The organism is Microbulbifer donghaiensis (genome assembly GCF_900129095.1).
In the GTDB taxonomy this organism is placed as follows: domain Bacteria; phylum Pseudomonadota; class Gammaproteobacteria; order Pseudomonadales; family Cellvibrionaceae; genus Microbulbifer; species Microbulbifer donghaiensis.
Map to the genome: position 1 here is coordinate 121037 of NZ_FQVA01000006.1, position 26793 is coordinate 147829.

Consider the following 26793-nt stretch of genomic DNA (forward strand, 5'->3'; position numbering starts at 1 on the left):
CTCCTATGCCCGCCGAGCACCCGAGCAAAGAATCCGCAGGGGCTCTCAATAACGTCACGTCATCAAGTCGTGTCGCTGGTATTGACGAGCCCCGAGGTGCTAGGGTGGACGGGCAACGCGGCCGATTGGACACATGATGCCGCCAGCGTCAGAGGCCGTCGCGGTACCGGACTACGCCATCCATCATCGTGAAGACTACCTTCGCTTTGTAGATGTCATGCGGGTCTATCTCGAACAGGTTCTGGTCGAGCACGATCAGGTCGGCCTTCTTGCCCACCTCGATCGAGCCGATCTTGTCCTCTACGCCGATGCCGTAGGCAGAGCCATAGGTATTCGCGCGGATCGCCTCGGCCACCGTCAGCCGCATGTCCTTGCCGCCCAGTATCGGCATGTCGGGCTTGCCCAGCATCTGGCGCGTCACCGCCTGGGTGATCGCGTTAAGCGGCCTGTAGTCGGAGACATAGGCTGCCGCGGGGAAATCCGAACCCAGAGAGACATTGCCGCCGGCTTCGAGTATTGCCTTGATGGGAAAGAGCCGATTCATCCGTTCTGGCCCGATGCGCTCGGGCGTGATATTGCCGGTGTAGGGATCGAGTGCCATCCACTGGCCGCTGGTGTCGTAGGTGGCGCTCAGCTCCTTGAAGCGAGGATAGTCGTCGGGATGCACCAGAATGGCATGCGAGGCGACCGGTCGCCGGTCCCATTCGGGGTTTTTCTCCTTCGCCAGTTCAACGGTATCCAGGAACTTGCGCACCGCTAAGTCGCCAAAGCAGTGACAGATAAGGTGTAATTGCTCCTTGTCGGCGCGTACGGCCACATCATTGATTACATCGAACGGTATGATCGGCTTGGGGTCGGCGTCGGGCTTGTCGCTATAGCCGCCGACAAGCAGCGCACTGTACTTGTCGTCGTCACCGTCCATGTTGATCTTCAGGGCGTTGAACTGCACCAGCCCGGTCTGGTTCTCGTCACGCCACTTCTTGGCAATCGGCACGGGATCGATATTGGCATCGTTCCAGTAGTAACTGCCGTAGAACCGTGTCGTCAGCGTGCCTTCCTTTTCCAACTCTTTCATGAGCCTGACGGCATCATCATTACTGAGAAAGCCGAGACCATAATCATGATAAGCCGTGATGCCGGCCTTGGAATATTCGGGATACCATTGGGCCACTCCTTCCTTGACGTAATCGTAATCAATATCCTGCAGGGCATTGAGTACCTGGAGCACCGCCGGCACTTCGACGATATAGCCGGTAGGATTGCCCTCGTCGTCACGGACAAAATAGGCCACATCGGGCACGGGATCCTCTGTGTCCCTGGTGATGCCAGCCATCTCCAGGGCCTTGGAGTTGGCCCAGGCGGAGTGGCCATCGACCTGCCACAGAAATACCGGCCGTTCGGACTCGATTTTGTCCAGCGTGGCCGCAGTGGGCTGCTTACCGCCATAGAGATTGGGACGCACTCCCCAGCCGTGGATTTGCTCCAAGTCCGGATTGGCTTCCGCATATTCTTTCAGCTTGCCCAGCAGCTCTTCCATGCTCTCGGATTGCAGGTTGACTCCGCGCAACATGACGCCGGGGGTGATGGAATGGAAATGGCCCTCGACAAAACCGGGCAGCATCAGCTTGCCGTCTAGATCGATCTCCTTGGTATTCTCTCCGACCATTGCCTTCGCGCCGGCGTCGTCGCCGACGTAGACGATCTCGTCCCCGCGCACGGCAACGGCCTCCGCCCAGGAATTTTCCTTGTCGACGGGGTAGACCTTGCCGTTGGTGAAGACGAAATCGGCCGATTCAGCAGCGGAAGTGGAAGCGGCAGGTGCCGGCTGGTTGGTCGCTGGGGCGGTGGATTCCGGCTTTTCGGAACACCCGGCCAGCGCTAACGCCAGCACAGTCAGTATGGAGCCCAAGGTCTTAGTCAGATCCATAACTGCTCTCCTGAGTGTAAAGCTGCAATATCAATCTAAGGTCAGAGGCCGTCGCGGTACCGGACTACGCCATCCATCATGGTAAAAATTACATTGGCCTTGTAGATGTCGTGTGGGTCTATCTCGAACAGGTTTTGGTCGAGCACAATGAGGTCGGCCTTCTTGCCAACTTCAATTGACCCGATCTTGTCCTCCACGCCGATGCCGTAGGCCGCGCCATAGGTATTCGCGCGGATCGCTTCGGCCACCGTCAGACGCGCGTCTTCGCCCCCCAATATCGGCATGTCCGGCTTGCCCAGCATCTGGCGGGTCACCGCCACCGTGATGGCGTTGAGCGGTTTATAGTCTGCAACATAAGATGCTGCGGGAAAATCCGAGCCCAGCGAAACATTGGCGCCGGCCTCGAGCATTGCCTTGATCGGGAAGAGCTGCTTCATCCGCGCCTCGCCCAGTCGTACAGGGCTGACATTGGCTGTGTAGGGATCGAACGCGAACCACTGTCCGGTCGTATCGTAGGTCGCGTTCAACTCCTTGAAGCGCGGCCGGTCGTCCGGATGCACGAGCTGCGCGTGCGAGGCGACCGCGCGCCGGTCCCATTCGGGATTGGACTTCTTCGCTAGCTCGACCGCATCGAGGAACTTGCGCACGGCAAGATCGCCGAAGCAGTGACAGATGAGGTGCAGTTGCTCCTTGTCGGCGCGCACGGCCGCATCGTTGATCACGTCGAACGGAATAATCGGCTCGGGCTTGGCGTCGGGCTTGTCGGCGTAGCCGTCGACATAGAGGCCGCTGTACTTGTCGTCGTCGCCGTCCATGTTGATCTTGAGCGCACTGACCTGCACCAGGCCCTCCTGGTTCTCGTCGCGCATCTTCTTGGCAATCGGCACGGGGTCGATGCTGGCATCATTCCAGTAATAGCTGCCGTATATCCGCGTCCCCAGCGTGCCGTCTTTTTCGAAATCCTTGAGGATACCGATGGCCATGTCCTGGTCGACGCCGGCCCAGCCGAAATCGTGCACGGCGGTGATACCGGCCTTCGAATATTCCGGGAACCACTTGGCCATACCTCCGCGGATATAGTCCTCATCGACCGTGACAAACTTGTTCAGGATTTCGACCTGCGCCGGGACCTCGATGATGTAGCCGGTGGGATTGCCCTCATCGTCACGGACAAAATAGGACACCCCGGGCACGGTGTCCGGCGTGTCCTTGTTGAGTCCCGCCATTTCCATGGCCTTGGAATTGACCCAGGCAGAGTGGCCATCGACCTGCCACAGATAGACCGGTCTATCGGGGACAACGGCGTCGAGCATCGCCGCATTCGGCTCGCCCGGACCATAAATGTTGGGGCGCACACCCCAGCCGTTGATAAACTTGAGATCGGGATGCTCGTCGGCATATTTTTTGAGCTTGGCGAGCAGCTCGTCCATCGAGTCGGTCTGCAAGTCGGGGCCGTGCAGGATGATACCCTGCGTCGTCGTGTGGAAATGGCCTTCGACGAAGCCGGGCAGCATCAGCTTGCCGCCGAGATCAATTTTTTCAGTCTCATTTCCAACAAAAGATTCAGCGCCCTTATTGTCGCCCACGTAGACAATCTTATCGCCGCGCACGGCGACGGCCTGCGCCCAGGAACCCTCCTTGTCGACGGTATAGACCTTGCCGTTGGTAAAAACAAAATCGGCGACTTCCGCGGCGGGTGATGCGGCCCCGGGCTCTGCAGTGGTTGGGGCGCGGGATTCCGGTTTTTCGGAACAGCCGGCCAGAACAAAGGCCAATACGGCCGCCAGGCTGAACAGGGTCTTCTGCAGCAACATAATTACCTCATAAACCGTTAGCGGATTGTTCGCGTTAGGTCAGAGACCGTTTCGGTTCCGGACCTTGCCATATACGACCGATGGCAGCCCCCACGTTTGGTGAGTGTCATGCGGCCCAATGTCGAAAAGATTTTTCCGCGCAGTTTTCATAAGCTCTACTTGTTCGCCAGGTATTTCACGATGCCGTAAAAGCCTTCCAGGTTGTAGCCATCCAGATAGGTGTCCTTGGATACCGGCATGGAGCTGACCTTGACGATGGCGATATCATGATTCCTGTCGATGTAGATCCACTGCCCGTGAACCCCGATGGCCATGAACGCTTCCATGCCCGGCGTATGCTTGACCCACCACTGGCCGCGGTAGCTCCATTCGCCCTTCTTGTGGACAATATCATCGGAATCGGGGCCCGCATCGAATGCCTCGATGCTGCCGCCCTTGGCGATCGTATCGACAACCGATTTTGGTACGACCTGCTTGCCATTGAAATTGCCGTTGTTGAGCATCATCATCGCGAATCGGGCCAGGTTGTATGGCGTGGCGTTCAGACCGCCCCCCGCAACCAGCGTTGCGTTGTTGTCGAGCAGTACATACGTCTCGCCCTCGGTGCCGATCTTCGACCATACCTCGTCGTAGAGCGCCTCTTGGAATGATGCGTTGTTCACCCGGTTGGTGACCCAGTTGACCACGTCGGTCTTGGGCGTCTGGTAGTGAAAGATTTCGCCGTCCTTGTGCTCTTTATCGGTCTTGAGGGTTACGAGGTAGTCGTACAGGCTGTCGGGGTATTTGACGCCCTCCAATTTCGGCACCCACCCCAGTACAGCTGCGTAGGTCATGATGCCCGACTTGGGATCGTCGTAAACCTCGCTAAAGTCCATGGAGTTGGTCATGTCGAGGACCTGGCCGAAGGTGGCCTTGGCGAAAGCCCCGTCCTTCACGTTGAGCTCGGGGACGTACTTCGTAACCGGATCGGACTCCTTCAATTTACCGTTTGCAACAGCCATCAACCCCAGCAAGCCACCAAAGGATTTGGTTGCGGACATCATCTGATGCGGCGTATTCGGAGTCATGCCGTTGAGGAATTTCTCGTAGACGATCTTGTCGCCGTGGATCACGACAATGGCGTCGGTCCAGGTCTCCTTCAGGAATTCGGCCAGGCTCTTCGTCTTGCCGCTACCCGGCTCCTTGATTTTTACTTCCTTGGCGAAATTGGGGTCGATATCCTTGCGGAGTGGTACCGGCACATCGGCGGCAGGCACATTGGCGGTAGGATAGAACATCCGCATATGCTGGTAGGCCCAGCGGTTATACGGCGGGGTTTGTAACGCGTTGGCTTTGGTTACCCGTTTATCGGGCGGTGGTGGGAAACCTTCCATCAGCCCCAGTTCTTTTGCCGTGGCGTATTTGTCTTCCGCGTGGGCTAAAGGGTTTACAGCAGCGATGGCCGCTAGTATCGAGAGGCTAAAATAAATGGTTTTCCGGAAAAAAACTAAATTACCCATCGCGTATCTTCTCCATTACTAGCTATTGATTGACGAGCAGGTCCACTGCTTGCTAATCGCTGCTGCCCTTCTTGTAGGTGAATTTTCCGTCCATCATCGTCATCTCTACGCCGATGTCCGCGATCTTGTCCGGGTCGACTTCGAGGGGGTTGCCGTCGAGTACCACGATGTCGGCGTATTTGCCCACTTCCAGGCTGCCGATCTTGTCCTCCATGCGCAGTTGCCAGGCGGCGTCGACGGTCATGGCCCGCAGTGCCTGCTCCACGGTCATCGGTTTGACATTGGGCGGGAAGGGCTTGGCATCAGGATTGGACGGATCTTTCATCGTCACGGCGCCCTCGATGACGAACAGCGGAGCCTGCATTGTTGACGGGGTGCTGGGAACATCGGCGGACAGGCTGACCGGTACACCGGCGCGTGCGAACTCGGGGTAGCGTCCGAAATAGGCCATGGTGCGCTTTTTGCCCATCACGCGCAGCGCGTCCTTGTCAGTATCGCTCCAGTCATTGGTGAAGTTCGGGGTCGAATTGACCGGGATCTTGTTATCGATGACCCGCTTCTGATCCTCTGGTGTGAGCCAGGTGGCGTGGTGCAGCGCGCTGCGATTGTCGGGATCTACCTTGCGCGCCGCCAGAATCGCATCGATGCCGGCATGGGACGTGCCGGTGCTGTCGGTGTGAATGACAGAGTCGAAGCCTGACTTGGCGGCTGCCACCATGATCTCCTTGATCTTCTCTGGTGGAATACCGTAAGTGCCCTTTTTACCGGATTCGTAGGGCTCGAGCATCGGGCTGAGTTCGACATTCCAGTTGGCTTCGGGATGAATTTTCACCTGCCGTACGAACAGTTTGTCGCCGTTGTATTGCTTTTGCATTCCGGCCATGAAGTCCATCAACTGCCCGGTATCCGCCTTGGGATTCTTGACGAGCGGCAGTACGAAGGTGCGCATTTTCAGTGTCCCCGCCTGCTCGCGCTTTTTCAGCAGGGCCATCGCCGTCTTCATGTCATCCTGCATCTTGCCGTTGGTGTCCTTGATGTTGGGCGTGACAATGCCGGGGTTCAGGTAGGTGGTGGTGCCATTCTTCGCGGCGAGGGGGTGCAGAGTGTCGATGGTCTCATTGAGGATTTTGTCGGCATCCCAGGCGCCGATGGCGACATAGGCCTCCATCCACTGGCCCTCTACGCCAGTACCGGTCGGTGTGCCATTCTCGTCCCGCACCCAGTAGATCACCCCCGGCTGGTCGTCGGGTGAATCCTTGGTAACGCCGGCTATTTCCATCGCCTTGGTATTCAGCCAGGCATCGTGCGCGGTGAAATCCAGGATGAGTGCCGGCCGATCCGGCACCGCCTTGTCGAGGTCTTTCGCGGTAGGGCGGCCGCCATAGGTGCCGGTGCTCCAGCCCATGCCGACGATACGCTCCAGATCCGGGTTCTCTTCGGCATATTTCTTGACCTTGGCGATATAGTCCGCCTTGCTCTTGCCGTCGAACAGCTGAACCCCCTTGCCAGTCCAGCCCGAGCCGATCAGGTGGTCGTGCGTGCTGATGAAACCGGGCATGACCACGTCGCCGGTGGTGTCGATCACCTTGGTTTTGTCACCGATAAAGGGCTTGGCTCCTTTGGCATCGCCCACATAGACGATCTTGTTGTCCTTAACGGCCACCGCCTCTGCCCAGGGCTGTTTTTTATCGAGGGTGTAGACCTTGCCGCCACTGAAAACATAGTCCGCCGCCTGGGCGGCCAATAGTGCCGGTGAGACACACAGCACCGCCAAACATATTGCGAAAGCGAATAAGTACTTTAAATAGGGCGCTGCAGCAATCGGCGGATTGGGTTGCAGGTGTCGATGAGTCATCTGGTTGATTCCCTTCACGCAAAATCTCTCAAAAGTCTAGACGCTTAAAAATGGGCGAAAATGACGTGTCATTCAGGAGCGGGCTGCGGGCACGGTTTCAGGCGGAAACTAGGGAAACTAGGGAAACTAGGGGGACTAGGGGGACTAGGGAAACTAGGGGGACTAGGCCTCGGGAAGATCCTTGCGGTTGCTGCGGTTCGTATTGACGCTGGCTTCGGGTGGCAACGTATGGGCTAGACGCAATTCCCGCAGCATGGCCTGCTTCTTGGCCTGGTGAGCCTGCATCCGTCGCAGGATATCGTCGAGCACGCGTACCGCAGTGAGCATGTGTGGTCCTTTATTTAGCATCACGCATTCGGCGCGGTGTCCCATCGCTGCATCGGTGATCTCGGCCCGCGACGGCATGCCAACTTTTGCCAGCGTTTCCAGTACCTGCGTGGCCCAGATAACCGGTACATGGGCGGCCTCACAGATCCACAGAATTTCCTCCTGCACCTCGGCCAGGCGTTCGAAGCCGCATTCGACCGCCAGATCGCCCCGCGCGATCATTACCCCGCAGCATGGCGCGCGCATTGCGGTCAGCAACATATCCGGCAGATTTTCAAAGCCGCGCCGGGTCTCGATCTTCAGGGTGATCGCGGGCTGTCTGCCGCCCAGGCTTGCCTGGTGCTGCTGCAGCAGCGCCACGTCCTCGGCGCTGTTGGCGAATGAGAGCTGTACCACATCGGCGTGCCGGGCGATAAAGGAGAGATCGGCCAGGTCTTTGGCCGTCAGTGCTGACAAGCGCAGGGGGCTGTCGGGCAGGTTGATACCCTTGTCGGCGCGCAGGTTTTCTCCCCGTGGGCGGGCGTGAGTGATGCGCACGAATACCTGTTGCGGTTCTATGTTCTCCAGAACGCCGCCGATCTTGCCGTCGTCGAACCAGATACTGTCGCCCGCTCGCACGTCGTCAAATACCGCAGGAATTGTGCAACCGATAGAAGCCGGGGTAAGGACCTTTCCCGCGCTGTCGGTAATCGCGGGGCGGCCGGGTTTTGTGTCCCGCGTCAGTATCAGTGAATCTCCCGGTCGGAGTCGGATGGCGCTCTCGCGCGGTGGCAGATCGCCGATGTGCGCATTCCCGGCGTGCTCATGGTGCAATTCCGTTCCGGGGATCAGGTAGGTGGTCTTGGTCGCCTCGACCCAGCAACCGCCCTCGGTGACATCAGCGATAGCGAAAATCCGCCGGGAGTTCCGCGCGTCGGTCAGTTGCACACGGTCGCCGGTCTGCAGTTGCTCCAGCCATACCGGCGGTACCGCCAGTTTTACATCCGCTGGCGACGGAGCGGGGTGGGCGGCACCGTCTGCGGTCAGCCAAACGCGCGCGGGCGTAATGACCCGCCCGTAGGGGTCGCGTTGGGGGCGTACTTTTACTACGGCTGGGCCGGGCGCCAGTGGTCCTGTACGCAGCTTCGGGCCGGCCAGGTCCATCACCACCCGGCAGCTTCTGCCCACCGCTCGTTCGGCGCGCCTGAGGTGCTCGATCATCTGCCGCCACGTCTCAGCGTCGTCGTGGGCGCAGTTGATACGCATACAATCCATGCCCTGCCTGAGCAGGTCGTGCACCAGGCTGTAATCGCTGCCCGCCTCGGTTGGCATGGTGACCATGATCCGCACATCGCGGCCGGGTGTCGGTGGGCCGAGTAGGGCGTCGGTGTGTTCGCTCAGCAGCCGCTGGCCGGTTCTGAAATCGACACACCTTTCTTCCGCAGGCGGGTTCTGCCAGCGGCGATTTGCGAGTTGGTGCAGAACTTCCAGTACCGCGTCCACCGTAGCCAGCACATGTGACTCGGCGCGCCCGAGCGAAGACAGCCCCAGAGCGGCCAGGCGCAGTTGCAGGGGGCGCAGGTCGTGGCGGCGCAGGGCGAGGTAGTGGAGCAGGTTGCGGGCGCTGTCGCGGTAATTGGGGTGGATGGCGGCCAACCGCCGGTGCAGCACCTCTGCGTCGGCCACCATGTCCGCCCGAAGTGCCGTCAGTTCCCGGAGAGCGTCCTCGATATCGGAATCTTTCTGCTGCACGCGGTGGTACCTGGTCTTCGTGATCAAAAGCTCGCAGCCAAAAACCGGCGGGATTCAGCTTGGCACTTCCGGTGCTGAGCCGAAAATTCGTTGCTCGTTAGCACGCGCCTGACGAACCTGCGCCACTAGCAGAATAGAAGAGGGTTGAACCGGCCGCTTGAGTCAGGAGGTGTCGGGGAGACCGATTGCTAGAAGATCGACCGCCGGCTATGGCTCTCATACGGCAGAAGTTTCCGCGCCGGACTCCTGTTGCTGTGTATCTGGATTGCTGGACACCGAAGGGTTTTTACTCGTCAGCATATGCAATCGGCGGAGGGCTATTGGGCTGGGGCGCCAAAGAATATTGAGCGAACAGGGCTGAATTGTTTACGCCCTGAATTCCATCGCCGATGATCTCTACGAGCCGTGAAACTATCGGTTCACGAAATCTTCCCGGCGAGGTCATCAAGCCGTCATAAAGACGCGCAACACCTCGGTAGGATTTATAGAGAACTTATACTCGCATTGATAACTGCGCACCGATATACGGGCACGGATACTGGGGCGTAGATTTGTTGTTTTCGCTGTAAATCAAACAGAATCCATAATGTTTAAGATGCGAAGTGTGAAGGCGCTAGATGCTGGCGAAACGTGGACCGGCAGCGAAGCCCCTGTTCAACCAATGACGGGATTGTCCGCGAAGGTAAGTGCCGCCTGTGGATATGTCATAGATAGCCGCGCTATCTGGATTTGCTGGGCCTGGGCAGTGCTGGTCTACGCGCTAATGGCCCGCGGTTGGTTTTACACACACATGTTTACGGTTGACGCCGCGCCGTTTGGCTTCGATGCAAACCAGCACCGCTGGCTCGACCTGATGCTGAATGCCTACCGCGACCTGGAATTTGTCGTGCCCTCGACCCTGGTCCTGGCAGTGGCTGGCTTCGTACTGGCATGGTTGTTGAGAAAGCTGGGCTGGAAGCCGAGCTGGTGGCGCCACTTGCTTATCCTGGCAATGATGCTGTTGATTGGCGTTTTCCATGGCGCCTTCTACCGAGTGGCCTTTGTAATGCACGTTCCCCTGGGATACGACGCATTACAGGAGGCGTGGCTGAGTGGATTCGGCTTTTCGGAGTTCAAGGCCGAGCTTTCTCCACTCTATATGATGCTGATGTTGTTGCCGGCGGCACTTTATTTGGTGGGCCTGATACTGAATCATTCCGGGTGGCAGAGAGTGCGCAATGGTGTGACGCTCAGCCTTTTGGCGGCGGTGGCAGCGATGGGCGCATTTGAGCGTTATTTCGGCGAGGAAGACTTCCTGAGAATCAATCCGGTCGTCCATGTCTCCAAAGACGTAATCAAGGGCGTCCTGTTTTCCCACAACATGTTTGCCGACGAGGAGCGTGAGCCTTCGGCAGCGCAGATGTCATCCGTGAGCTGGATCGATCCTGCATTTGTGGGAACGCCGATCCCTCCCGCAGTCGCTGGCGCAGAAGTTGCTGTGAGACCGGGCGGCGGAATTCCTGCGGCAAGTGACTTCGATGTGGTGATGTTTATTCTGGAGAGTGTCGGGCGCCGCTATATCTTTGATACCGCCCTCAGAGGTGAGGGACAGCCGAACGACATACCCATGCCGTTCCTGCAGGCGCTGTCCCGCGAGGGACTATTTTTTGGCAATCACTATTCGCCGAGCAACAGCAGCCCCCGCTCGATCTTCTCCCTGGTCACCGGCTTGGGGCCAGTGCCGGTTCCGTACCTGTTTGCGACGCGCAGTGATATAAAGGTGCCCACACTGGGACAAATCATTGACAGGCAGAATGCCTTTTTGGTCACACCGAGTCGCACCGCCCATTACTTTCCCCGCGGCCTGTTTGTCCACGCCGGCATCGAGATTCAGGACTATTACTCCATTCCGGATGGCTATTTGAAACACCCGGCAAGCGATTGGCTGCGCGACGAGCGCGATGCAATGGATGCGTTTATCGACCGGGTCAGCAACGAGACCGGTCCATTCTTTGGCATCTACTATAGCGGCGCCGCCCACCTCGCCTACACAGACTACGGACCGAAATTCCGCATTATTGACTCTATCGACCGCGATATCGACCGTTACTACAATAACCTGCGCCTGCTGGATGTGCAGCTGAAGCGCTTCTACGCAGCACTGGAGGCCCGCGGCAGGTCGGACCGCACCATCGTTATTATTGCCGGTGATCACGGCGAGGCCTTTGGCCAGCACGAGGGTAATTGGGGCCACTCGCGAGCTAGCTACAGCGAGAACTTTGAAACCTTCGCCTTGATTCATCAGCCGCGCCTGTTCGCGCCGACACATATCGAGCGTCCCACAGTACATTCAGACGTACTGCCGACCCTGCTCGATGGCATGGGCGTGGAATTTGATCGCGATCTGATACAGGGTGAGTCGGCATTTGCGGAAGGGCAACGTAAGTACGTCTTCCTTTACGGCAATGAGAATACCGTGAGCTCAATAGACCGGGACGGCACCAAGCTGCAACTGATTTACAAAACCGGGGAATGCCGCGTGTTCGAACTCGCGCAGGACCCGCTCGAATCGACTCCGTTGGCGTGTGACGGATACGAGCAGCAGAAGATTGCGACCCTGAAGTACAAGGTCTATCAGCCTCGCATTCTGTCGCAGTACAACGCCAGCCTGCGGCAGGCCAGCGAAAATGAGCAATCACTCGACCTGGCGGTACAGCGCGGCCATGATTAGTAAATAGGAGGAGGGCGATTGCCCTCAGCTCCCGCCCTTTTCGGGGGCCGCGGGGCCCCCTTCTGCGATCGCCTGATCAGCCGCCTGTGACACCCTTCTCGATCCGCTCGCCGATGTCCTTATCGACGTTGCGCCAGTATTCAAAAGCGCGCTTCAGGATTTCGTCCGATACACCTGCCTTCAGGTGTCCGACCACATTGGAGACCAGGCGCTCCCGCTCGCTGTCATTCATGACCTCGCGCACCAGCGTCCCCGCCTGCACGAAGTCATCATCTTCTTTGTGCGGCGTATAGGCCGCGTGCATAAATTCGCCGCTCGCTTCCCATTTCTCCGTGTAGGTGTGATTGGCCGCGGGACCGCCTTTCGTATTGGGGGCGTAGACCGGATCGGAGACATTATCGACCCGCAGCGCGCCGTCCTTGCTGTAACTGTGCACCGGACACTTGGGTTTGTTTACCGGGATCTGCTTGTAATTCACACCCATGCGCGCGCGGTGTGCGTCCGCATAGGAGAAGACGCGGGCCAGCAGCATCTTGTCCGGACTGAAACCGATGCCGGGTACCACACTGTTCGGCTCGAATGCCGCCTGCTCGATTTCGGTGTGGAAGTCCGTCGGATTGCGGTTCAGGGTCAGGCGGCCGACCTCTTGCAGCGGGTAATCGCCGTGTGGCCAGACTTTTGTCAGGTCGAACGGGTTGAAGCGGTAATTCTGTGCTTCGTCAAACGGCATTATCTGCACGTGCAGGGTCCAGCTCGGATAGTCGCCGCTGGCAATGGCATTGAACAGGTCGCGGCGGTGGGCATCGGCATCCTCGCCGGCCAGGCGGTCAGCCTCCGCCTGGGTCAGGTTCTCGATACCCTGGTCTGTCTTGAAGTGGTACTTGATCCAGAAGCGCTCGCCCTTGGCATTGACCCACATATAGGTGTGGCTGGAGTAGCCATTCATATGCCGGTAGGTCTTCGGAATACCGCGGTCGCCCATCAGCCAGGTGACCTGGTGCGCGGACTCCGGCGACAGGGTCCAGAAATCCCACTGCATGTCGTGATCGCGCAGGCCAGAATCCGCGCGCCGTTTCTGTGAGCGGATAAAGTGCTGGAACTTCATCGGATCGCGGAGGAAGAATACCGGCGTATTGTTCCCCACCATGTCGTAGTTGCCTTCGCTGGTGTAGAACTTCAGGGCAAAGCCGCGCGGGTCGCGCCAGGTATCTGGGCTGCCTTTTTCGCCGGCGACGGTAGAGAAGCGGATAAGCGTATCGGTCTTGGCACCGGGCTGGAACACCGCCGCCTTGGTGTAGGCGCTCATGTCCTTGGTGACCTCGAAGTAACCAAAGGCACCGGAACCCTTGGCGTGAGGCTGGCGCTCGGGGATATGTTCCCGGTTGAAATTGGCCATCTGCTCGATCAGGTAGTGATCCTGCAGCAGGATAGGGCCATCGGCGCCGACCGTCAGGGAGTATTCATCACTGGCTACCGGGATACCGGCATCGTTCGTTGTGCGGTTTTTGTCGTCCTTGGCCACGGTACTGTTTCCTCCATCATGGCTGTCGTTCACTCTGCCCGCAGCTTGCAGGCGCCAGACAGAGAAAACGATAGCGCAGTATCACCTTTCCCGGAGGGCATTAGGCGCATGGTCGCAGTGGGAAAGTCGAATGGCGGGCGTCCGATATCTGAGGCCTTGCTGACAAGCCGTTCACTACAGGAAAGTTGTGCGGAGCAGGGGCGGCTTTACAGGATACCGCGCAACAGGTAGATGATCAGGGCGGCGCCGAGTAGCCCGACAATGCCGTTGGTGATCATGCCAAAATAGAGGTTATATCCAGCCGGAACACCGGCGGGGCACAGGGTATTGAGAATGCGCCTGTACTGCCAGACCGAAAAGAGCGCGATGAAAGACGCCAGAAAGACAAAGGAAATACCAATCGTAAAGGAGATATTTCGCTGCAGTTCCTGAAAGTCGGCATGACCTTCTATTTTCAGAAAGACGCCGAAGCGCTCCACGACAAATCCGAACGCCATCAGCGAGCTGCTGGTGCGGTTCCAGGCGAGCAGGGTGCGCTCGGCGGAAAACAGGACGTTTGGATCGGGCGAGTCGGGCATATCGAGTGGGCGGTGCAGTTCTGGAAAATATTACGTCCTACAATCCATCGGATTCTGGTCCCTAGTGCTAGCGCTGACCAGGAAGGTGGCGCGTCACAGATTGCCTGTGATGGATTGGTGCATCCGCAGGCGAAGAAACCGCGCTACCCTTTATTGCTTTCTATGTGCCCGGTGAATCAACGTATTGGACGGGTGGCTGCTGTGGTCGACGACTTTGTGCGAGGCCTCAATTCCAGCGATCGGCAGCTTGTCGGCATCGAGCAAGCCGATTTGTGCCAGCACCGACGCCTGATCCCAGTAAATGCGCTCGCCGGCAATCTTGCCATCCTCGAATTGCACCACGACAACGACCGCCACTTCCACGTGTCTGCCCGTCGGCGCCACGCCGGGCAGTATCCAGGGCATCTCGATTGAGTGGGTAAACTTGTGGATCAGCTCGTCGACGAGGCGGTCCTCGCCCACAGTGCGGGCAATCGGGGTTATCTTGGTGTCGGGAGGGTGGCCTGTGAGGAAATGTGTGCGGTAAAAATCACGGACACCCTCGGCACCGGCACCACCCGTCATCACCGGCACGTGATTGACGAAAGGGTGCTCCACCATGGTATCCATGGTCGCATCGATACTCTTCATTTCGAACTCGGCAGCTATATGCCGCTCCCACATGTCGACCATCGCCTGCTGCTTGGAAGTAAGTGGATTGTTCATAGTGTACGCGGCTCGGCTTACTTAATTTCGGATGCTTGGTAGCGCAAATCGACGGCCATGTAGGTAGCGAGTGCGGTTGCGCAGAGTGTCTGCGAGCCGTCTTTCGATACGGCAAAGACATCGCTTCGGCATACGGTCAGTGTACGGCCGCACTTGAGCACAGTGGCGCTTGCAATGAGGTGCACGCCTCGACCCGGCGACAACAGATTGAGCTTGAACTCGACAGTGACATTGGTGCGGTCGGCCGGCAGAAGCGAGAAGGCAGCGTATCCACCACTGACATCCGCCAAACTTGCAATGACACCGCCATGAAAGAAACCGTGTTGCTGGGACAGTGCGTCGGTGAATCCAACCTTCAGTTCACAATGTCCGGGCGCGAGCTGTGACATCTCGGCGCCCAGTGTATGCATAAACCCCTGGCTTAAAAAACTCTCCCGTGTGCGTTGCTCAAACGCGGGATCGCGTGGCACAAAAATCATGCGACGGCTCTGACCTCCATGTTGTCGAGATTCCCCGCGCCATGGCAGAAGCACAGTGATACCTGCAATTACTATATTTCCGGTTGAGCTGCTGGCGTCTGGGCATGCCCCGAATTATAGGGACGGCCTTCAAGCATAGGGGAGATTCTTTCCCTTTTCGCTCGAGATACAACGTATTTGAACGCAGGGATTCGGCAGATTCGTTTAAATGAACAAAGTATAGGGATGGCGTATCTCGCCAGAGAGGGCTGAATGCTAATCAGTTTTGAGCGATTGCGATATCTAAAATTGATTGTCGAGCTAGGCTCGATTTCCGCCGCGGCCCGGCAACTTGGGAAGAGTGCCTCTGGCGTAACCCAGGTGATGGAGGCGTTTGAGGCGGATCTCGGCATCGCGCTGTTTGAACGCCAGCCGGGCAAGGCGGTGCGCCTGACCAGCTCCGGCAAGAGCTTTTACCTGCAGGCGATGGAATTGATTCCGCAACTGGAGACGCTGGAGAAAAAGGCCGCAGCTCTGCAGGCTGGCGTGGAAGATGAACTCAATCTGGCGCTGCACGGATTCAGTTACTTTGCGTTTATCAATGACGCGCTGCGCATGCTCCAGCAACAGTACCCGTCGGTGACCATCAACCTGCTGGATATTGAAAACCCGGCCAGCCTGGCGAAAGCGGATATTCGCTTGTCATTGATGCCGGTGGAACAGCACCGCGGTATGCGCTCGGTAACGCTGTTCAGTTTGATGTGGCAACTGGTGGCGGCGCCGCACCATCCATTGGCGAGGAAGAAAGGCCAGCTGAGCCGCGCCGATCTCGGCCAGTACGCCCAGTTGATGCCGTTGCCGAGTGAATTCTTCGACCAGAAGCTACTGCTGTCGATGCTGTATTCCAGCTCGGTCATTCAGTGTGAACGCTTCTACCACTATCAGTCCGGGCTTCTCGATGGCCTGGGATACGGGATTTTCCCGTCCGTTATGAGCCAGCCACTGACTGAAGAGGGCAGGCTGGTCAACCTGCAGACGGATGTGGCGGTGAACAAGTCCGGCTGGCCGGTCGATCTCGCCTGGTCCGAGTCTATCGGCCCGGCAGGGGACTTTTTGGTGGAGTGCCTACAGGAGCAGGCCGAGCGCTTTTGCGGCGGCAGGGCGGTGCTCTGAGCCAACCGTTAAGTTGAATTAAAGGGTGCCAACTCGTCGTCGTTCCGCTTCCGGGTTTCAATGTCGCCATCACAGCAACACGACATCTGGAGTTAGTGATGAAAAAGACATTACTCGCGATTGGCCTGGCAGCAGCCACCACTTTTGCAACAGTATCAAGTGCGAATGCCTGTTTGGTTTATGTTGGTAAATCAAACGACAGCATGCCGGTTATCGGTCGCACGGTCGAATTTGGCTACGACGTGCAGACATTGGCTTCATTCCCCACCGATTTTGCCACTTTTCCGCGCGGCTCTGAATTTACCACCTATGGTTCGGACACACCGCTGACATGGAACAGCAAATATGGCTTCTCCGGCATGAGCCACGACGGCCTGGTATCGGATGGAATAAATGAGAAGGGCCTCTATGTTGCCATGCTCTGGTTTGCCGACGGCAAGTATCCGGCTCAGGATACATCAAAGCCCGGCTTGGCCTCGGGATCCATTGTCAACTGGCTGCTGAGTAACTTTGCCAGCGTGGATGAGGCGGTAAGCGGGCTTGCAAAAATCAACGTGTACCAGTCGGACGACAACCACCTGGGCATCGAGCTGCCGGCGCACTTCCAGCTGGTGGACAAATCCGGCAAGGTGTTAGTTGTGGAGTACATAGATGGCGAGATGACAGTCACTGACAATTCCGATCTTGGGGTGATGACCAACTCGCCAAAAATTGCGGACCACAAGCAGGCATACCAGCAGTTTCTCAAACAGAAACCGCATCTGGATGCTTCCAGTGAAGTCGATGGTGGCATGCTGGAAGGTCTTCCGGGTGGCTATACCGCGCTGGAAAGAACTGTGCGCACCGCCATACTGCGAGACTTGACGCCGACGCCAAAAACCAAAGAGGAGGCGATCAACCAGGTCGTTCACGCCCTGAACACGACAGACTATGTCCGCGGTGCGGCTGAGTTCCCCAGCCGGGGTATGTCTGGTGGTAAACAGGAAACGTCGTTTATCACCGTGATCGACATGGCGAACATGGACTACTACTACCGCACGGTAGACAGCCTGACACTGCACAAGGTAGATCTGAACCAGGTCGATTACAGCAAAGGTAAGCCGGTGACAGGATTTAACATCTATGGCGGTATCCGCTTCGTGGATGTCACCGACCGGGCCCAGTAAACGCAATCTCAACCCCTCGAGTGCCGGGCGTCAGCCCGGCATGTGCTGAAGCCCAACTGCAGGATGCGATTGGGCTTTGGTTGTTCCTGGCACGCAAGCCCGCCCGATTTCGTTACATTTAGTCAGGGGTGCGGATGATCGCCGTCATCGCCTGGCCGCCTCTTGTCATGCGCCTCCGGCTCTAAAGCATTTTTCCGGGCCATTGCGAGCAGGGTTGCCACGAGCGTGACAAGCAGCGCGTTCGCCCAGGGTGCGCCCAGTGCGGTCAGGGTCAAGCCTGCGAGGATTAACCAGAGAAAGGGGACAATGGCGGCGAGCCACATCGCCGTGCCCCTGAGCACAATCAGGATCAGGCCGAACGTGGTGATGGCCGTGGGGGCGGGGTTTATGCCGAAGGTTTCTGCCTGGTACGGGGAGTAGCCTGACAGCGGCGCAATCCACGGATAGCCGAACAGGCCCAGGGCCGCAATCAGCGTGCCCGCGAGTGATGGGATATTCAACAATCGTGGCGGCCGCTCAATACCGTAGCGGGTGAGGGCGATAAGGACCAATGCGCCGGCCTGGACAATAAAGGCCCAGCCAGCATAGTGCCCGGCCCAGTTCAGTTCGGCGTAACGCTGCAGGAAGTAGGCGACACCAACGAACACCCACAGCGGAGCGATGAGCAGCAATGCGATGCGCGCTCGCCCGCTAAGTGCGCACAGCAGCGCCGTACAGCCCATTGCCAGGGTGAGCAGGTGCAACGGCCAAAAGGTCTCATTAGTGCGGTCCAGCAGACGGAAGTAGACGTCCGCGGTGAACGGGATAAAGTCCTGCAGTTCGTAGCTGGACCAGTCACTCATAGCGACTCGATATATTTAATCATCCGCTGCCGCGTGTCGGCGGAGGGCAGGGGGGCGCGGCCGGCGCGCATATTCTCGTTGAGGTGATCGACCCGTGTAGTAGCGGGGATGGCACAGTTCACCGCCGGGTGGCTGACGATAAACTTCAGCAGGAAGTCGGCCCAGGTGCGGCAGTCAAATTCCTGCGTTGCCCATTCCGGTACCTGCTCCCGGCGCTTCAGCCCCTTGATTAAGCTGCCGCCATCGTAGGGACGGTTGGCGATCACGGCGATGCCTCTCTCTCTCGCCAGCGGCAGCAGCCGCTTCTCGACGTCGCGGTGGCTGATGTTGTAGGTCATCTGCGCAAAGTCGATATCCTCGGACGCCATGATCTTTTCGAGCTCGGCATGGCGGCGCCCGTGCGAGGTAGTGACGCCAACGTAGTCGATGGTGCCGGCGGCCTTCATTTCCCGCAGCGCCGGCAGGTACTCGCGCCAGTCGGTCAGGTTGTGGACCTGCATCAGATCGAAGTGCTGCACGCCCCAGCGTTCCGCCAGCCGCGCGACCTGTTCGCGGACAGAACCGCCCGCCGGGCTCCACACCTTCTCGGCGGAAAACAGCGAGGCGGGTATACCGAGGCGCTTGAGAGCGTAGCCGATGACATCGGGCGCGGAGCCGTACATCGGCGAGGAGTCGATCAGGCCACCACCATCGGCGAAGAAGGCCTCAACTACCTCGGTGCGCGCTTTCAGCAATTGGGGGTCACTGCCGACATTGAAAGTGCGCCAGGTGCCTAGCCCAATCACCGGCAGCGTCTTGCCGGTACTGGGAATAGGTTTGGAGAGCCGTTCGCTGGACTGGGCCCACAGCAAACCTGCAGGGAGTAGGGCGGCAGTAAGGCCGGCCGATATCAATTTCAGGCTTTGCCGGCGGGTGAGATTACTTGGCATTAGTATCGGCCTTGAGTGACCCGGGGCGCGCCAGCGCCGTGACTAGCACCAGTATAAAACAGCTCAATACGAACACTTTGTTGACAAACCAGTTGGTGCGCCAGGTCGACCAGTCCGGATCAGCTAGGAACCTCGCAAACAGGCTGCAGATAATGACTATCTCGAGCAGGGATACCGCGATGGCCAGTCTGTACGTATACCAGGGGCGTGCCAGTAGCGCCCAGCCGACCCAGACATGGATGATTGGCCACGCATCCCAGTAAATATGGCGCGACCATGGCTCCCCATAGGCCAGCGCAAAGCCGACAGGTAACAGGTACTTAATAAACACCGTCCACGCCGCGAGGATGAAAAGGAAGTGTGCGAGGAAGGCGGTCCAGCCAGCCGCGGGCTGAAAACTAGGTCGCGCGGGGGCCATGGCGGGCTCCTGATATTGTTGTTCTGGCTAAGGTATCGATAAGGTCGGCATTTTTCTAGCGATACGGGAGTGAATGATTCAGCAAGAGTCCAACTGATCGACTACAGCATTTTCAGTCTCTATCAGGGGACTATGGCGACGACGATGGAGTAGCAACAGCGGCAGAATGGCAGGGGACAAAATTCGGGCTTCTGTCAGTCCAGTCAGCCTCCAGCTAGGCAAACCACTGCCGAGGTCAGGAACGCCAGGCGTCAACCATCTGTGCCGTGTCCTGATAGATGCGGAATCGGACGATACGTCCATTCACGATATCCATAATCTGACATGAGCGCATGTCGAAGTGCTTTGGGTGGCCGTCGAAATGGCCGCGCTCCCGGCACTCAACATAGGCACCGCGCTCCGTCTCCGTGTAGGAGAGCACCTCGAAAGACTCGATACGGTTTATTCTGCCGATGATGGAGAAGAAGCGTTTCACTTCCTCCAGGCCGCGAAATAAACCAAAGTGTGGGACTTCTTTGGGCCCAACGATTTCCCACTCAATCTCGGGGTCCAGTAGTCCGTAGATCGATTGAAGATCGCCGGCGAGAAATGCTTCGTATAACTTCTTTGCGACTGCGCAGTTAGGTCTTTCCTGTGGCATGGGTTCTACCATTTTATTGGGCAGTATGCATGATTTGGAACTCTATGCCTGCACTCTGTCGACCCAGGCACACTGGAGAATCTGTGCCCGTGATTCTACGCTCCCAAACGCAGCCGTTCCAAGTCAGTGCCGCGGCCGAGCAATGCGGCCGCGACCGAGACGCGCGCAGGGCGCGAAACCAGAAGCAGCGCCGAGGTGCTGATGTAGTGGAGATCGGTGATCGGCGTCTGGCGTCATGGGGGATGGAAGCCAGATGAAGAACTGGTGGATGGCGTAGGGAGCGTCGCAGGGATCGGCGCCGACAAGCTTCAAGTTCACGACCTGGAGATCCGCGAAACCCAATTGCTACCTGGCGTGCACCGCTGCCGGCAGACCTTGTCAAGCAATAACCTGCACAAGCACTACGACGAAGCCTAAAATCATGATACTTAGACCGGCTAACATTTCGTATTTGGCCAGGAGCGCTCTTGACAATGCTTTTTCTCCCTCGTCTATCACCATCCTGCTTGAAGAAGACCTAAAGCGCTTGGAGAGAATCCACGAATAAAGAGAAATTGTGCCGCCTAAATCTACAAAGGAGTAACCTGAAGGCGCACCCAGCCGTTTCCAGGTTTCCAAATCCGTCTCTTTTAATGCCTCCGCCAAAGTTGGAAATCTGATTTGCAAGGCGCCAAGCAGAAAAATTAGGGACCCGACTATCACTAAGATCATCCTTGAACTCCTTTTGCTTGACGCCGTATAGAGATCCGCAGGGGCGAAGCTAGCGTCCTGTGATTACTGATCTCGTAGACGCCAGAAAACCGGGGGAAATCCTAGCCCCTGCAACCGCGGCGGCGAAAAAGCCGCACCCAGAATATGCCCTCAAAAATAATTCCGAATACAAGGAAAATAATGCCGCCAGCGGGCAACCCAAACGTATAACACGCAATTGCAGCTAGCAGAAATAGCAGTGTGATAGTCGCTCTCTTCAATGATTTCAAAATTTAACTCCCATATATCCCTATCCGTAATTAATGTTGCGTCCTGCGAAAAACAGTCGGTTTGGCGACTAATTAGTGCGACAGTGGCGTCTGGTTAGGCGATGTTGCTCAAGAGTTCAACTGTCGCCTGAATCACTTCCTGCGTCCTTTCTTTGTGAGGCATGTGACCACAATTCTCCAACAGTAACATATCAGCCTGCCCACCGGAGTTTCTTGCGATGAACTGAGGAAATGCGGAGGAACCGTATTCATCGTGATCCCCATGAATGGCTAGAAGCGGACAATGCACCCGCTTGATAGCGGGCATCAGGCTCCAGTTCTTGAACTGGGGTGACAGCCACACATCGGTCCAGGCATGCAGAACCCACGCTGCCTTTTTACCATGCCACTTTTCCAGCCGCTCGAGTTGGCCCGGCTGTGCAAACATCTGCTTTGCTTCTTGAATGCCTTGAACTGTTAGGCCTTCAACAAACGCCTGCGCCGAAACGGTGACAACAGCCTGGCAGTCAGGATCTCGAGAGGCGATATTGATTGCCATACCACCTCCAACACTATGGCCAAAGAGGACGTAGCCCTGAACAGACAATTGTTCCTTTATTATCGGAAAGTACCTAGTCGCTTCCTCTTCGATAAATTCCAGTGAAGGTGCTGATTCTCGCGCATCCGATTTGCCGAATCCCAGGCGATCATAAGCTACAACGACTCGGTCGAGGTGTTCAGACAACTTTGACGGAAAGTCTCTCCACAAATCGACACTACCCAATGAGTCGTGAAGTAAGATCAGCGGAGATTTATCTGAACCGGATGCGGGAGTCCATTTTTTCGCGTATATGGTTCCGCCTGGAACTTTGATATCAATTTCTACTACTTTCGTACTGCTCATACTCTATTTCTATGCTGATCCTGCCCGTGGAAAGTAGGCCCTCAATTGCTCGTAGTGAGTGACTACTTTTCATTCGGTAACTTGGAAATATAAGACCACAATTTGCGGCATATTTGGAGCTGCCAAGCAGCGGAAAAGCTGATCATCCCGCTTGCTGGGCGTACAGTATGGAATTTTTAGGCGCTATTCTACGGAAAATTGGTAGCTAGTAAACGTATTACCTAGCATCTCTGTTTGAGTTACTGACTTGGCCTTTTTACTTAAAAAACGATATCGCGGCCGAGTGTGCAAGAAATTGATATAAACCTCTTCATGCTTAAACTCTTTAGCCCAGGCTATAAGGTCGTTGAAGATGGCTCTACCTACACCCCATGATTTCTGATCAATTACGATAGCAACTTCATACTTGCCATTATCAAACTGAATCCCGCACCACCCGACCAGTTTATTGTCGAGTAAAACACCTCTAACGCGACACCCAGGAGTGGAATCGACTTCAAGTTTGGCATCCATCCACGTTCTAAGGGTCGCTCTTTCATTGCGATTTAGAACGTTTGAGGTACGTTTGGAACCGAAGCCTTCGGTCGTGACTTCTGGCCGCTGTTACACCGGCTTGACCATCAAGTTGTCCAGGCCTTCGATCTCGTGGATACGGCGCTACAAGGCGTTCTTCTTACCCATCTTCTCCGCTGCCAGCAGGGTCTATTGGATCGCGTAATAGGGAGTGGCATGTGCCAGGTCACGCAGGGCGATGGCTGGCTGCGTTTGGCGCTTGACACGCACCGGTACGGACTTTGTTATGCGCAGGGGCATCACGCTGGAGGCAGCGGCGAAGGCTACCAGCCGAATAACGGTCGGAAAGAAGATGCCCATCGGGAAGCGTTGAAGATAACGGTAGGGTCTAAATGTACAGGTGTGAATGTTTAGATTTGGAGTTCGGGTCGATACACATAACTCAAGAGTTCTCTTTAAAGGAATCAATGCTTGGAGCTCCTTGCCGAGCAACCTCAAAGCACTGCTTTAAGGTAACTAAAATCCTCAAATCTTTGGTTCCGCATAATGGCCTCATCGCTAATACCTGCCGAATGAGGTTTCACGATGAAAAAGTCACTGTTAGCACTGTCTCTGTCCGCCCTGACCACCGTTGCCGCGGTCCATACCGCCAGCGCCTGTACCACCTGGACGGCGGATACCGCCCAGGGTGTCACCGTGACCCGTAGCGTGGACTGGTTCACACCCCTGGGCGGTGTGGCCGAAGTGACCATTCGCGGCACGCAGCTGAGCACCGGCGAAGTGAAAGGCTACGCCAATCCGGCGCTGTGGACTGCCAAATACCAGACTCTGAATATTAAAGAGTACGAGTCCTTCCACGGTGCCACCGTCACTGCTATCAACGCCGACAAGGGCCTGAGCGTCAACGGCCAGTATCAGATGGACTCGCTGGAACTACTGGCCCAACACCAAGACTCCGGTGCCCCCGCCGTGGCGCTGGGTGACCTGGGTACCTATATCGCCAGTAACTTCGCCACCGCTGGTGAAGTGAAGCAGGCACTGGACAACAATGAATTCCAGATTGCCTGGGCCGCCGGCCTGGCGGGTGGGCAACACGGTGTGCACTTCTCCGTGCAGGACAAGCAGGGCAACAAGCTCGTGATCCAGCTGCAGGCCAGTGGCAAGACCGTGCTGTTCTACAACGATGACGACCTGCGCTCCTTTACCAACGCGCCCCTGCTGCAGGAGCACCGCAAATACGTGGCCGAGCTGGACTTGAGCGACAACAGGACCCTGACGGAAATGAGCGCCCATATCTCTTCCCGTGAGCGCAACGCCAGACTGCTGTTTATGTCCAATAAGGTGGATCTGAAAGACTCCAAGCTGAGCTACGAGCAGGTGGAAGGCAAGGTACTGGGCATCTTTGACCGCGCGGTATTGGTTCCCCAGGACCTGATCGATCCGGACAACGGCGACACCTATGCCACCTGGGTGAGCTATGTGTATAACTTCGACCAGGCTAGCTTCCGCTTCCGCAACCACGAGATTTACCGGGATGTGAACCTGAGCCTGGACGATGTGAAAAACTTCAAGGCGCCCATGTGTTCCGACCTGGTGGAAGAAACCCGCAACCGCAATGCAGAGGCCAACTGGCAAGCCTGCGACGCCTTCTACCAGGCCCGGAACTGATTACTCCGCCCGAACAGAGAGCCCATGAATTTCATGGGCTCTTTCGCTTGCAGAGGTTTCTAACTTTTCCCTTCCTTGTATTCACTGGATGATTCCCGCGGGCAAGTATTTTCGCGCCATCCGCTAAACTGGCGGGAGTGTGCTACGCAAAAGTCCACGGGCCATGATCATCACCACCGAACGCTTACTGTACCTTTGGACCATCGCCGAAACCGGCTCCTTCTCCGCTGCCGGGCGCAAGCTGGGCCTCAGTGCTGCAGCGGTGCAGCAGGCGATCCAGGCCTTTGAACACGACCTGGAAGCCCAGCTGTTTGAACGCCACAGCGGCAAGAAGCCCACGCTGACCCTGCTGGGACGGCAGATTTATTTCCAAGCCCTGGATATTATTCCCCGCCTAGAGGGTATAGAGAGTCATGTCCGTGCCGTGCGTGAAGGGGTCGAGCCGCAGCTGCGCATTGCCCTGCATGGCATGACGCTGTTCCCGCGTTTCCAGCAAGCCCTGGTGGCCATGCAGCAGCGTTTTCCCACCGTCGAGCTGGTGCTACTCGATAGCGAAAGCGCGGCCCTGAGCTGTGACAAAGTGCGCCTTGCCAGTCAGCCCGGCGTACAGCCCGCCGATATCACCCTGTCGTTGGGACGCCTCCGCAGCGACCACAGCGGCCATGAGCGGATCGTGGATCGTATTCTGTGGAGTGTTGTAGTCGCCGCCGACCACCCCCTGGCGAAGATTCGTGGCGATATCGCCCTGCAGGATCTACACGAGTACCCGCAACTGTTCCCCCTGCCGGGATTGAGCATCACCCCAGAACTCAGCGAGGGAATTCGCTGCAGCAGTAAGCTGATTTACTACAGTGCCTTTTATCATCTGCGGGTGATGTTACTGGCGGGGCTGGGCTTCGGCTTCTACCCCCGCCAATTGGCGGAGCCCCTGATAGAGCAGGGGCAGCTCAAAGCCCTGCATCTGGAAATGGACGACGGCAAGCTCAACTGGCCAATCGAACTGTGCTGGATTGACGGCCTGGGCAAAGCCGGCCAGTGGTTTGTGGATCACCTTTGTGGGGACAGCTAGCGTCTGTTAGAGCGCGTTACAGATGAGGCGAGCATAGCGAGGTTCAGTCTCGAAGCGGCGATTACCGCCGGATGTTGGGGTTTCAATTCCCACCAAACTGCCCGCCCATGGCAAACGACACAAGAATAAGTACTAGAACCGGAGTGAACCCGATAACCAATCCAGACTGGACCAGAATACTGCTAGCTGGTTTTTTGGCGATTTTACCGTAGACACATATCAAGATTCCGGAAACAAGGAAGAATAGCAATGCCGGCCATGCAGTAACAGAAAGTAGGGATACAACCAAAAAAATGAGAACTAGAAGAAAAATCCGTTTGTACATTCTTAGATCCTTAATGCCGCCAGCAGGGGCAGCTTACCTTGTGCGCCTTTTGCGCGAAAATGGGCGCGCAGCGACCGCGCAAAAGGTGCGCAAAGTAAGCTGTCGGTATGCAGCGCCTTGTTAACTTATTCTTCCTCGTCGCTCCGGTCCACCAGATTATCTGGAGAACCAAATGTATCCTTTTTACTCAACTCATCTTCGATGTCTTTAGGACGAGGCTTAAAGAGATCTTCAGAAGATTTCTTTAACTCTTCTTCAATTTTCTTCAATTCATCACTATTTTTCATAGATCTTTCACCAAATAATGCGGTACGCCTTGCTTTCCAGGACGAACCGAAAACCCGCCGTGAGATGAGTAGTATTTAACCAGTTTATCATTGAGCGGATCCATTACTCTAATTTGAGTTGCGCCGATTAGGCGCGCATACGCTTCATACGCCAGCAATGAAACGGGAAACATATCGTTGGCAAACAAGACGTGCTTGTTGAATCGCTCAATGAAATCCAAACGCATAGCTGTGCCTCTGTAGGTTGGCCGGCCAAGAGTTAGCGAGCACAAAGTACTTCCGTGCCATACAGAAAGGTCAAAAGCCTTAGGATAGAAAATTTTGTACCGACTATAGAAATACCAATTCCAGCTAACAGAGCGTTCTTGAGCCAAATCTATTGATTTGAAAGCAGCAAGAGCTTTGTGATCTATTGCGTCTAACGTTATTTTCCCAAGGAGGTGCCTTGGTAAATTTCTGGATGCCATGTCTCTCGCTTGAGAGCCCAGCTTCTCATATTTATTGATTGTTTCTATATGCGAAACTTGCATTTTAACTCCTTTTGTCGATTTTACTTCCGTATAAGTTAACGCCGCAATCAGACGCGGCTTGCTTTGTGTGCTTTTTGCACGAAAATAGGAGCGTAGCGACCGTGCAAAAAGTGCACAGAGTAAGACGTCGGCTGCATTGCTTTGTATGGCCTAATTCCCCAAATATTCGATAAGGTGAGGCCCGTAACTTGCCTCCACAAGTTACCGGTGTGGCAGCTCGATGCCTGGTAGGCGCAGGTATAAC

At 56.6% G+C, this 26793-nt stretch carries 23 protein-coding genes; 5 read left to right on the forward strand and 18 right to left on the reverse strand.

Annotated elements, in window-relative coordinates:
• Positions 1-148 precede the first annotated feature (148 nt).
• From BUC36_RS16285 to BUC36_RS16305, 5 genes are all read right to left on the reverse strand, one after another.
• Positions 149-1927 (reverse strand): amidohydrolase, encoded by a 1779-nt coding sequence (locus BUC36_RS16285; RefSeq protein ID WP_084536179.1) that lies wholly within the window; start codon positions 1925-1927, stop codon positions 149-151.
• A 41-nt stretch (positions 1928-1968) separates the two neighbouring features.
• Positions 1969-3741, reverse strand: a complete 1773-nt coding sequence (locus tag BUC36_RS16290) for an amidohydrolase (protein WP_073277142.1) — start codon at positions 3739-3741, stop codon at positions 1969-1971.
• A 155-nt stretch (positions 3742-3896) separates the two neighbouring features.
• Positions 3897-5018 carry a serine hydrolase domain-containing protein gene (locus BUC36_RS16295; RefSeq protein ID WP_200797303.1) on the reverse strand — a complete coding sequence of 374 codons (1122 nt, stop codon included), beginning with the start codon at positions 5016-5018 and terminating at the stop codon, positions 3897-3899.
• Positions 5019-5292: 274 nt separating this feature from the next.
• Positions 5293-7008: an amidohydrolase gene (locus BUC36_RS16300; RefSeq protein WP_234995037.1), complete on the reverse strand. Its 1716-nt coding sequence runs from the start codon at positions 7006-7008 to the stop codon at positions 5293-5295.
• 249 nt (positions 7009-7257) lie between these two features.
• Positions 7258-9153 (reverse strand): pyruvate kinase, encoded by a 1896-nt coding sequence (locus BUC36_RS16305; RefSeq protein WP_200797304.1) that lies wholly within the window; start codon positions 9151-9153, stop codon positions 7258-7260.
• Between the two features lie 790 nt (positions 9154-9943).
• Between BUC36_RS16305 and BUC36_RS16310 the strand changes: the two genes are divergently transcribed.
• The gene (locus BUC36_RS16310; protein ID WP_159436032.1) at positions 9944-11863 is read left to right on the forward strand and encodes a sulfatase-like hydrolase/transferase; all 1920 of its coding nucleotides are present in this window, start codon (positions 9944-9946) and stop codon (positions 11861-11863) included.
• Positions 11864-11939: 76 nt separating this feature from the next.
• On the opposite strand, the gene BUC36_RS16315 is transcribed toward BUC36_RS16310, so the two are convergent.
• The 4 genes from BUC36_RS16315 to BUC36_RS16330 all read right to left on the reverse strand — a co-directional run bounded on the left by BUC36_RS16315 (position 11940) and on the right by BUC36_RS16330 (position 15147).
• Positions 11940-13385 carry a catalase gene (locus tag BUC36_RS16315; RefSeq protein WP_073277152.1) on the reverse strand — a complete coding sequence of 482 codons (1446 nt, stop codon included), beginning with the start codon at positions 13383-13385 and terminating at the stop codon, positions 11940-11942.
• 206 nt (positions 13386-13591) lie between these two features.
• Positions 13592-13963 (reverse strand): YidH family protein, encoded by a 372-nt coding sequence (locus BUC36_RS16320; protein ID WP_073277154.1) that lies wholly within the window; start codon positions 13961-13963, stop codon positions 13592-13594.
• A gap of 150 nt (positions 13964-14113) precedes the next feature.
• Positions 14114-14668, reverse strand: coding sequence for an ester cyclase (locus BUC36_RS16325; RefSeq protein ID WP_073277156.1), 555 nt, complete (start codon positions 14666-14668; stop codon positions 14114-14116).
• A gap of 17 nt (positions 14669-14685) precedes the next feature.
• The gene (locus tag BUC36_RS16330) at positions 14686-15147 is read right to left on the reverse strand and encodes a PaaI family thioesterase (protein WP_073277158.1); all 462 of its coding nucleotides are present in this window, start codon (positions 15145-15147) and stop codon (positions 14686-14688) included.
• A gap of 252 nt (positions 15148-15399) precedes the next feature.
• On the opposite strand from BUC36_RS16330, the gene BUC36_RS16335 reads away from it, so the two are divergent.
• Together BUC36_RS16335 and BUC36_RS16340 are read left to right on the forward strand one after the other, a co-directional pair.
• Positions 15400-16299 (forward strand): LysR family transcriptional regulator, encoded by a 900-nt coding sequence (locus tag BUC36_RS16335; RefSeq protein ID WP_073277160.1) that lies wholly within the window; start codon positions 15400-15402, stop codon positions 16297-16299.
• 98 nt (positions 16300-16397) lie between these two features.
• Positions 16398-17465 (forward strand): linear amide C-N hydrolase, encoded by a 1068-nt coding sequence (locus BUC36_RS16340; protein WP_073277162.1) that lies wholly within the window; start codon positions 16398-16400, stop codon positions 17463-17465.
• A 122-nt stretch (positions 17466-17587) separates the two neighbouring features.
• On the opposite strand, the gene BUC36_RS16345 is transcribed toward BUC36_RS16340, so the two are convergent.
• The 7 genes from BUC36_RS16345 to BUC36_RS18870 all read right to left on the reverse strand — a co-directional run bounded on the left by BUC36_RS16345 (position 17588) and on the right by BUC36_RS18870 (position 22670).
• Entirely contained in the window at positions 17588-18307 is a 720-nt protein-coding gene (locus BUC36_RS16345; RefSeq protein ID WP_073277164.1) for a DUF6064 family protein, read from the reverse strand.
• A complete protein-coding gene (locus tag BUC36_RS16350) occupies positions 18304-19236 on the reverse strand; it encodes an aldo/keto reductase (protein ID WP_073277166.1) in 933 nt (310 codons plus the stop codon). Before BUC36_RS16350 ends, BUC36_RS16345 begins: the two co-directional genes overlap by 4 nt.
• A complete protein-coding gene (locus BUC36_RS16355; RefSeq protein ID WP_073277168.1) occupies positions 19226-19654 on the reverse strand; it encodes a hypothetical protein in 429 nt (142 codons plus the stop codon). Before BUC36_RS16355 ends, BUC36_RS16350 begins: the two co-directional genes overlap by 11 nt.
• A gap of 235 nt (positions 19655-19889) precedes the next feature.
• Positions 19890-20294 carry a nuclear transport factor 2 family protein gene (locus BUC36_RS16360; protein WP_159436033.1) on the reverse strand — a complete coding sequence of 135 codons (405 nt, stop codon included), beginning with the start codon at positions 20292-20294 and terminating at the stop codon, positions 19890-19892.
• A 378-nt stretch (positions 20295-20672) separates the two neighbouring features.
• Positions 20673-21005 carry a hypothetical protein gene (locus BUC36_RS16365; protein WP_073277172.1) on the reverse strand — a complete coding sequence of 111 codons (333 nt, stop codon included), beginning with the start codon at positions 21003-21005 and terminating at the stop codon, positions 20673-20675.
• 363 nt (positions 21006-21368) lie between these two features.
• The gene (locus tag BUC36_RS16370; RefSeq protein ID WP_073277174.1) at positions 21369-22157 is read right to left on the reverse strand and encodes an alpha/beta fold hydrolase; all 789 of its coding nucleotides are present in this window, start codon (positions 22155-22157) and stop codon (positions 21369-21371) included.
• A gap of 183 nt (positions 22158-22340) precedes the next feature.
• Positions 22341-22670, reverse strand: coding sequence for a GNAT family N-acetyltransferase (locus BUC36_RS18870; RefSeq protein ID WP_143187020.1), 330 nt, complete (start codon positions 22668-22670; stop codon positions 22341-22343).
• Between the two features lie 585 nt (positions 22671-23255).
• Here BUC36_RS18870 and BUC36_RS16375 point away from each other — a divergent pair.
• Entirely contained in the window at positions 23256-24338 is a 1083-nt protein-coding gene (locus tag BUC36_RS16375) for a linear amide C-N hydrolase (protein WP_073277176.1), read from the forward strand.
• A gap of 139 nt (positions 24339-24477) precedes the next feature.
• The gene (locus BUC36_RS16380) at positions 24478-25407 is read left to right on the forward strand and encodes a LysR family transcriptional regulator (RefSeq protein WP_200797305.1); all 930 of its coding nucleotides are present in this window, start codon (positions 24478-24480) and stop codon (positions 25405-25407) included.
• Positions 25408-25857: 450 nt separating this feature from the next.
• Here the strand turns inward: BUC36_RS16380 and BUC36_RS19000 are convergent, their stop codons facing one another.
• Together BUC36_RS19000 and BUC36_RS18875 are read right to left on the reverse strand one after the other, a co-directional pair.
• Positions 25858-26019, reverse strand: a complete 162-nt coding sequence (locus tag BUC36_RS19000; RefSeq protein ID WP_159436034.1) for a hypothetical protein — start codon at positions 26017-26019, stop codon at positions 25858-25860.
• Positions 26016-26549 carry a hypothetical protein gene (locus tag BUC36_RS18875; RefSeq protein ID WP_143187021.1) on the reverse strand — a complete coding sequence of 178 codons (534 nt, stop codon included), beginning with the start codon at positions 26547-26549 and terminating at the stop codon, positions 26016-26018. The genes BUC36_RS19000 and BUC36_RS18875 overlap by 4 nt, the downstream gene beginning before the upstream one ends.
• Positions 26550-26793 lie beyond the last annotated feature (244 nt).

Coding starts and splice junctions, on each gene's coding strand:
- BUC36_RS16375 (WP_073277176.1), top strand. CDS start 23,256: ATGAAAAAGTCACTGTTAGCACTGTCTCTGTCCGCCCTGACCACCGTT.
- BUC36_RS16355 (WP_073277168.1), bottom strand. CDS start 19,654: ATGGCCCCCGCGCGACCTAGTTTTCAGCCCGCGGCTGGCTGGACCGCC.
- BUC36_RS16370 (WP_073277174.1), bottom strand. CDS start 22,157: ATGAGCAGTACGAAAGTAGTAGAAATTGATATCAAAGTTCCAGGCGGA.
- BUC36_RS16340 (WP_073277162.1), top strand. CDS start 16,398: ATGAAAAAGACATTACTCGCGATTGGCCTGGCAGCAGCCACCACTTTT.
- BUC36_RS16345 (WP_073277164.1), bottom strand. CDS start 18,307: ATGAGTGACTGGTCCAGCTACGAACTGCAGGACTTTATCCCGTTCACC.
- BUC36_RS16285 (WP_084536179.1), bottom strand. CDS start 1,927: ATGGATCTGACTAAGACCTTGGGCTCCATACTGACTGTGCTGGCGTTA.
- BUC36_RS16350 (WP_073277166.1), bottom strand. CDS start 19,236: ATGCCAAGTAATCTCACCCGCCGGCAAAGCCTGAAATTGATATCGGCC.
- BUC36_RS16310 (WP_159436032.1), top strand. CDS start 9,944: ATGTTTACGGTTGACGCCGCGCCGTTTGGCTTCGATGCAAACCAGCAC.
- BUC36_RS16365 (WP_073277172.1), bottom strand. CDS start 21,005: ATGATCTTAGTGATAGTCGGGTCCCTAATTTTTCTGCTTGGCGCCTTG.
- BUC36_RS16290 (WP_073277142.1), bottom strand. CDS start 3,741: ATGTTGCTGCAGAAGACCCTGTTCAGCCTGGCGGCCGTATTGGCCTTT.
- BUC36_RS16320 (WP_073277154.1), bottom strand. CDS start 13,963: ATGCCCGACTCGCCCGATCCAAACGTCCTGTTTTCCGCCGAGCGCACC.
- BUC36_RS16330 (WP_073277158.1), bottom strand. CDS start 15,147: ATGATTTTTGTGCCACGCGATCCCGCGTTTGAGCAACGCACACGGGAG.
- BUC36_RS18875 (WP_143187021.1), bottom strand. CDS start 26,549: ATGCAAGTTTCGCATATAGAAACAATCAATAAATATGAGAAGCTGGGC.
- BUC36_RS16325 (WP_073277156.1), bottom strand. CDS start 14,668: ATGAACAATCCACTTACTTCCAAGCAGCAGGCGATGGTCGACATGTGG.
- BUC36_RS16360 (WP_159436033.1), bottom strand. CDS start 20,294: ATGCCACAGGAAAGACCTAACTGCGCAGTCGCAAAGAAGTTATACGAA.
- BUC36_RS18870 (WP_143187020.1), bottom strand. CDS start 22,670: ATGGATGCCAAACTTGAAGTCGATTCCACTCCTGGGTGTCGCGTTAGA.
- BUC36_RS19000 (WP_159436034.1), bottom strand. CDS start 26,019: ATGAAAAATAGTGATGAATTGAAGAAAATTGAAGAAGAGTTAAAGAAA.
- BUC36_RS16295 (WP_200797303.1), bottom strand. CDS start 5,018: ATGTTCTATCCTACCGCCAATGTGCCTGCCGCCGATGTGCCGGTACCA.
- BUC36_RS16335 (WP_073277160.1), top strand. CDS start 15,400: ATGCTAATCAGTTTTGAGCGATTGCGATATCTAAAATTGATTGTCGAG.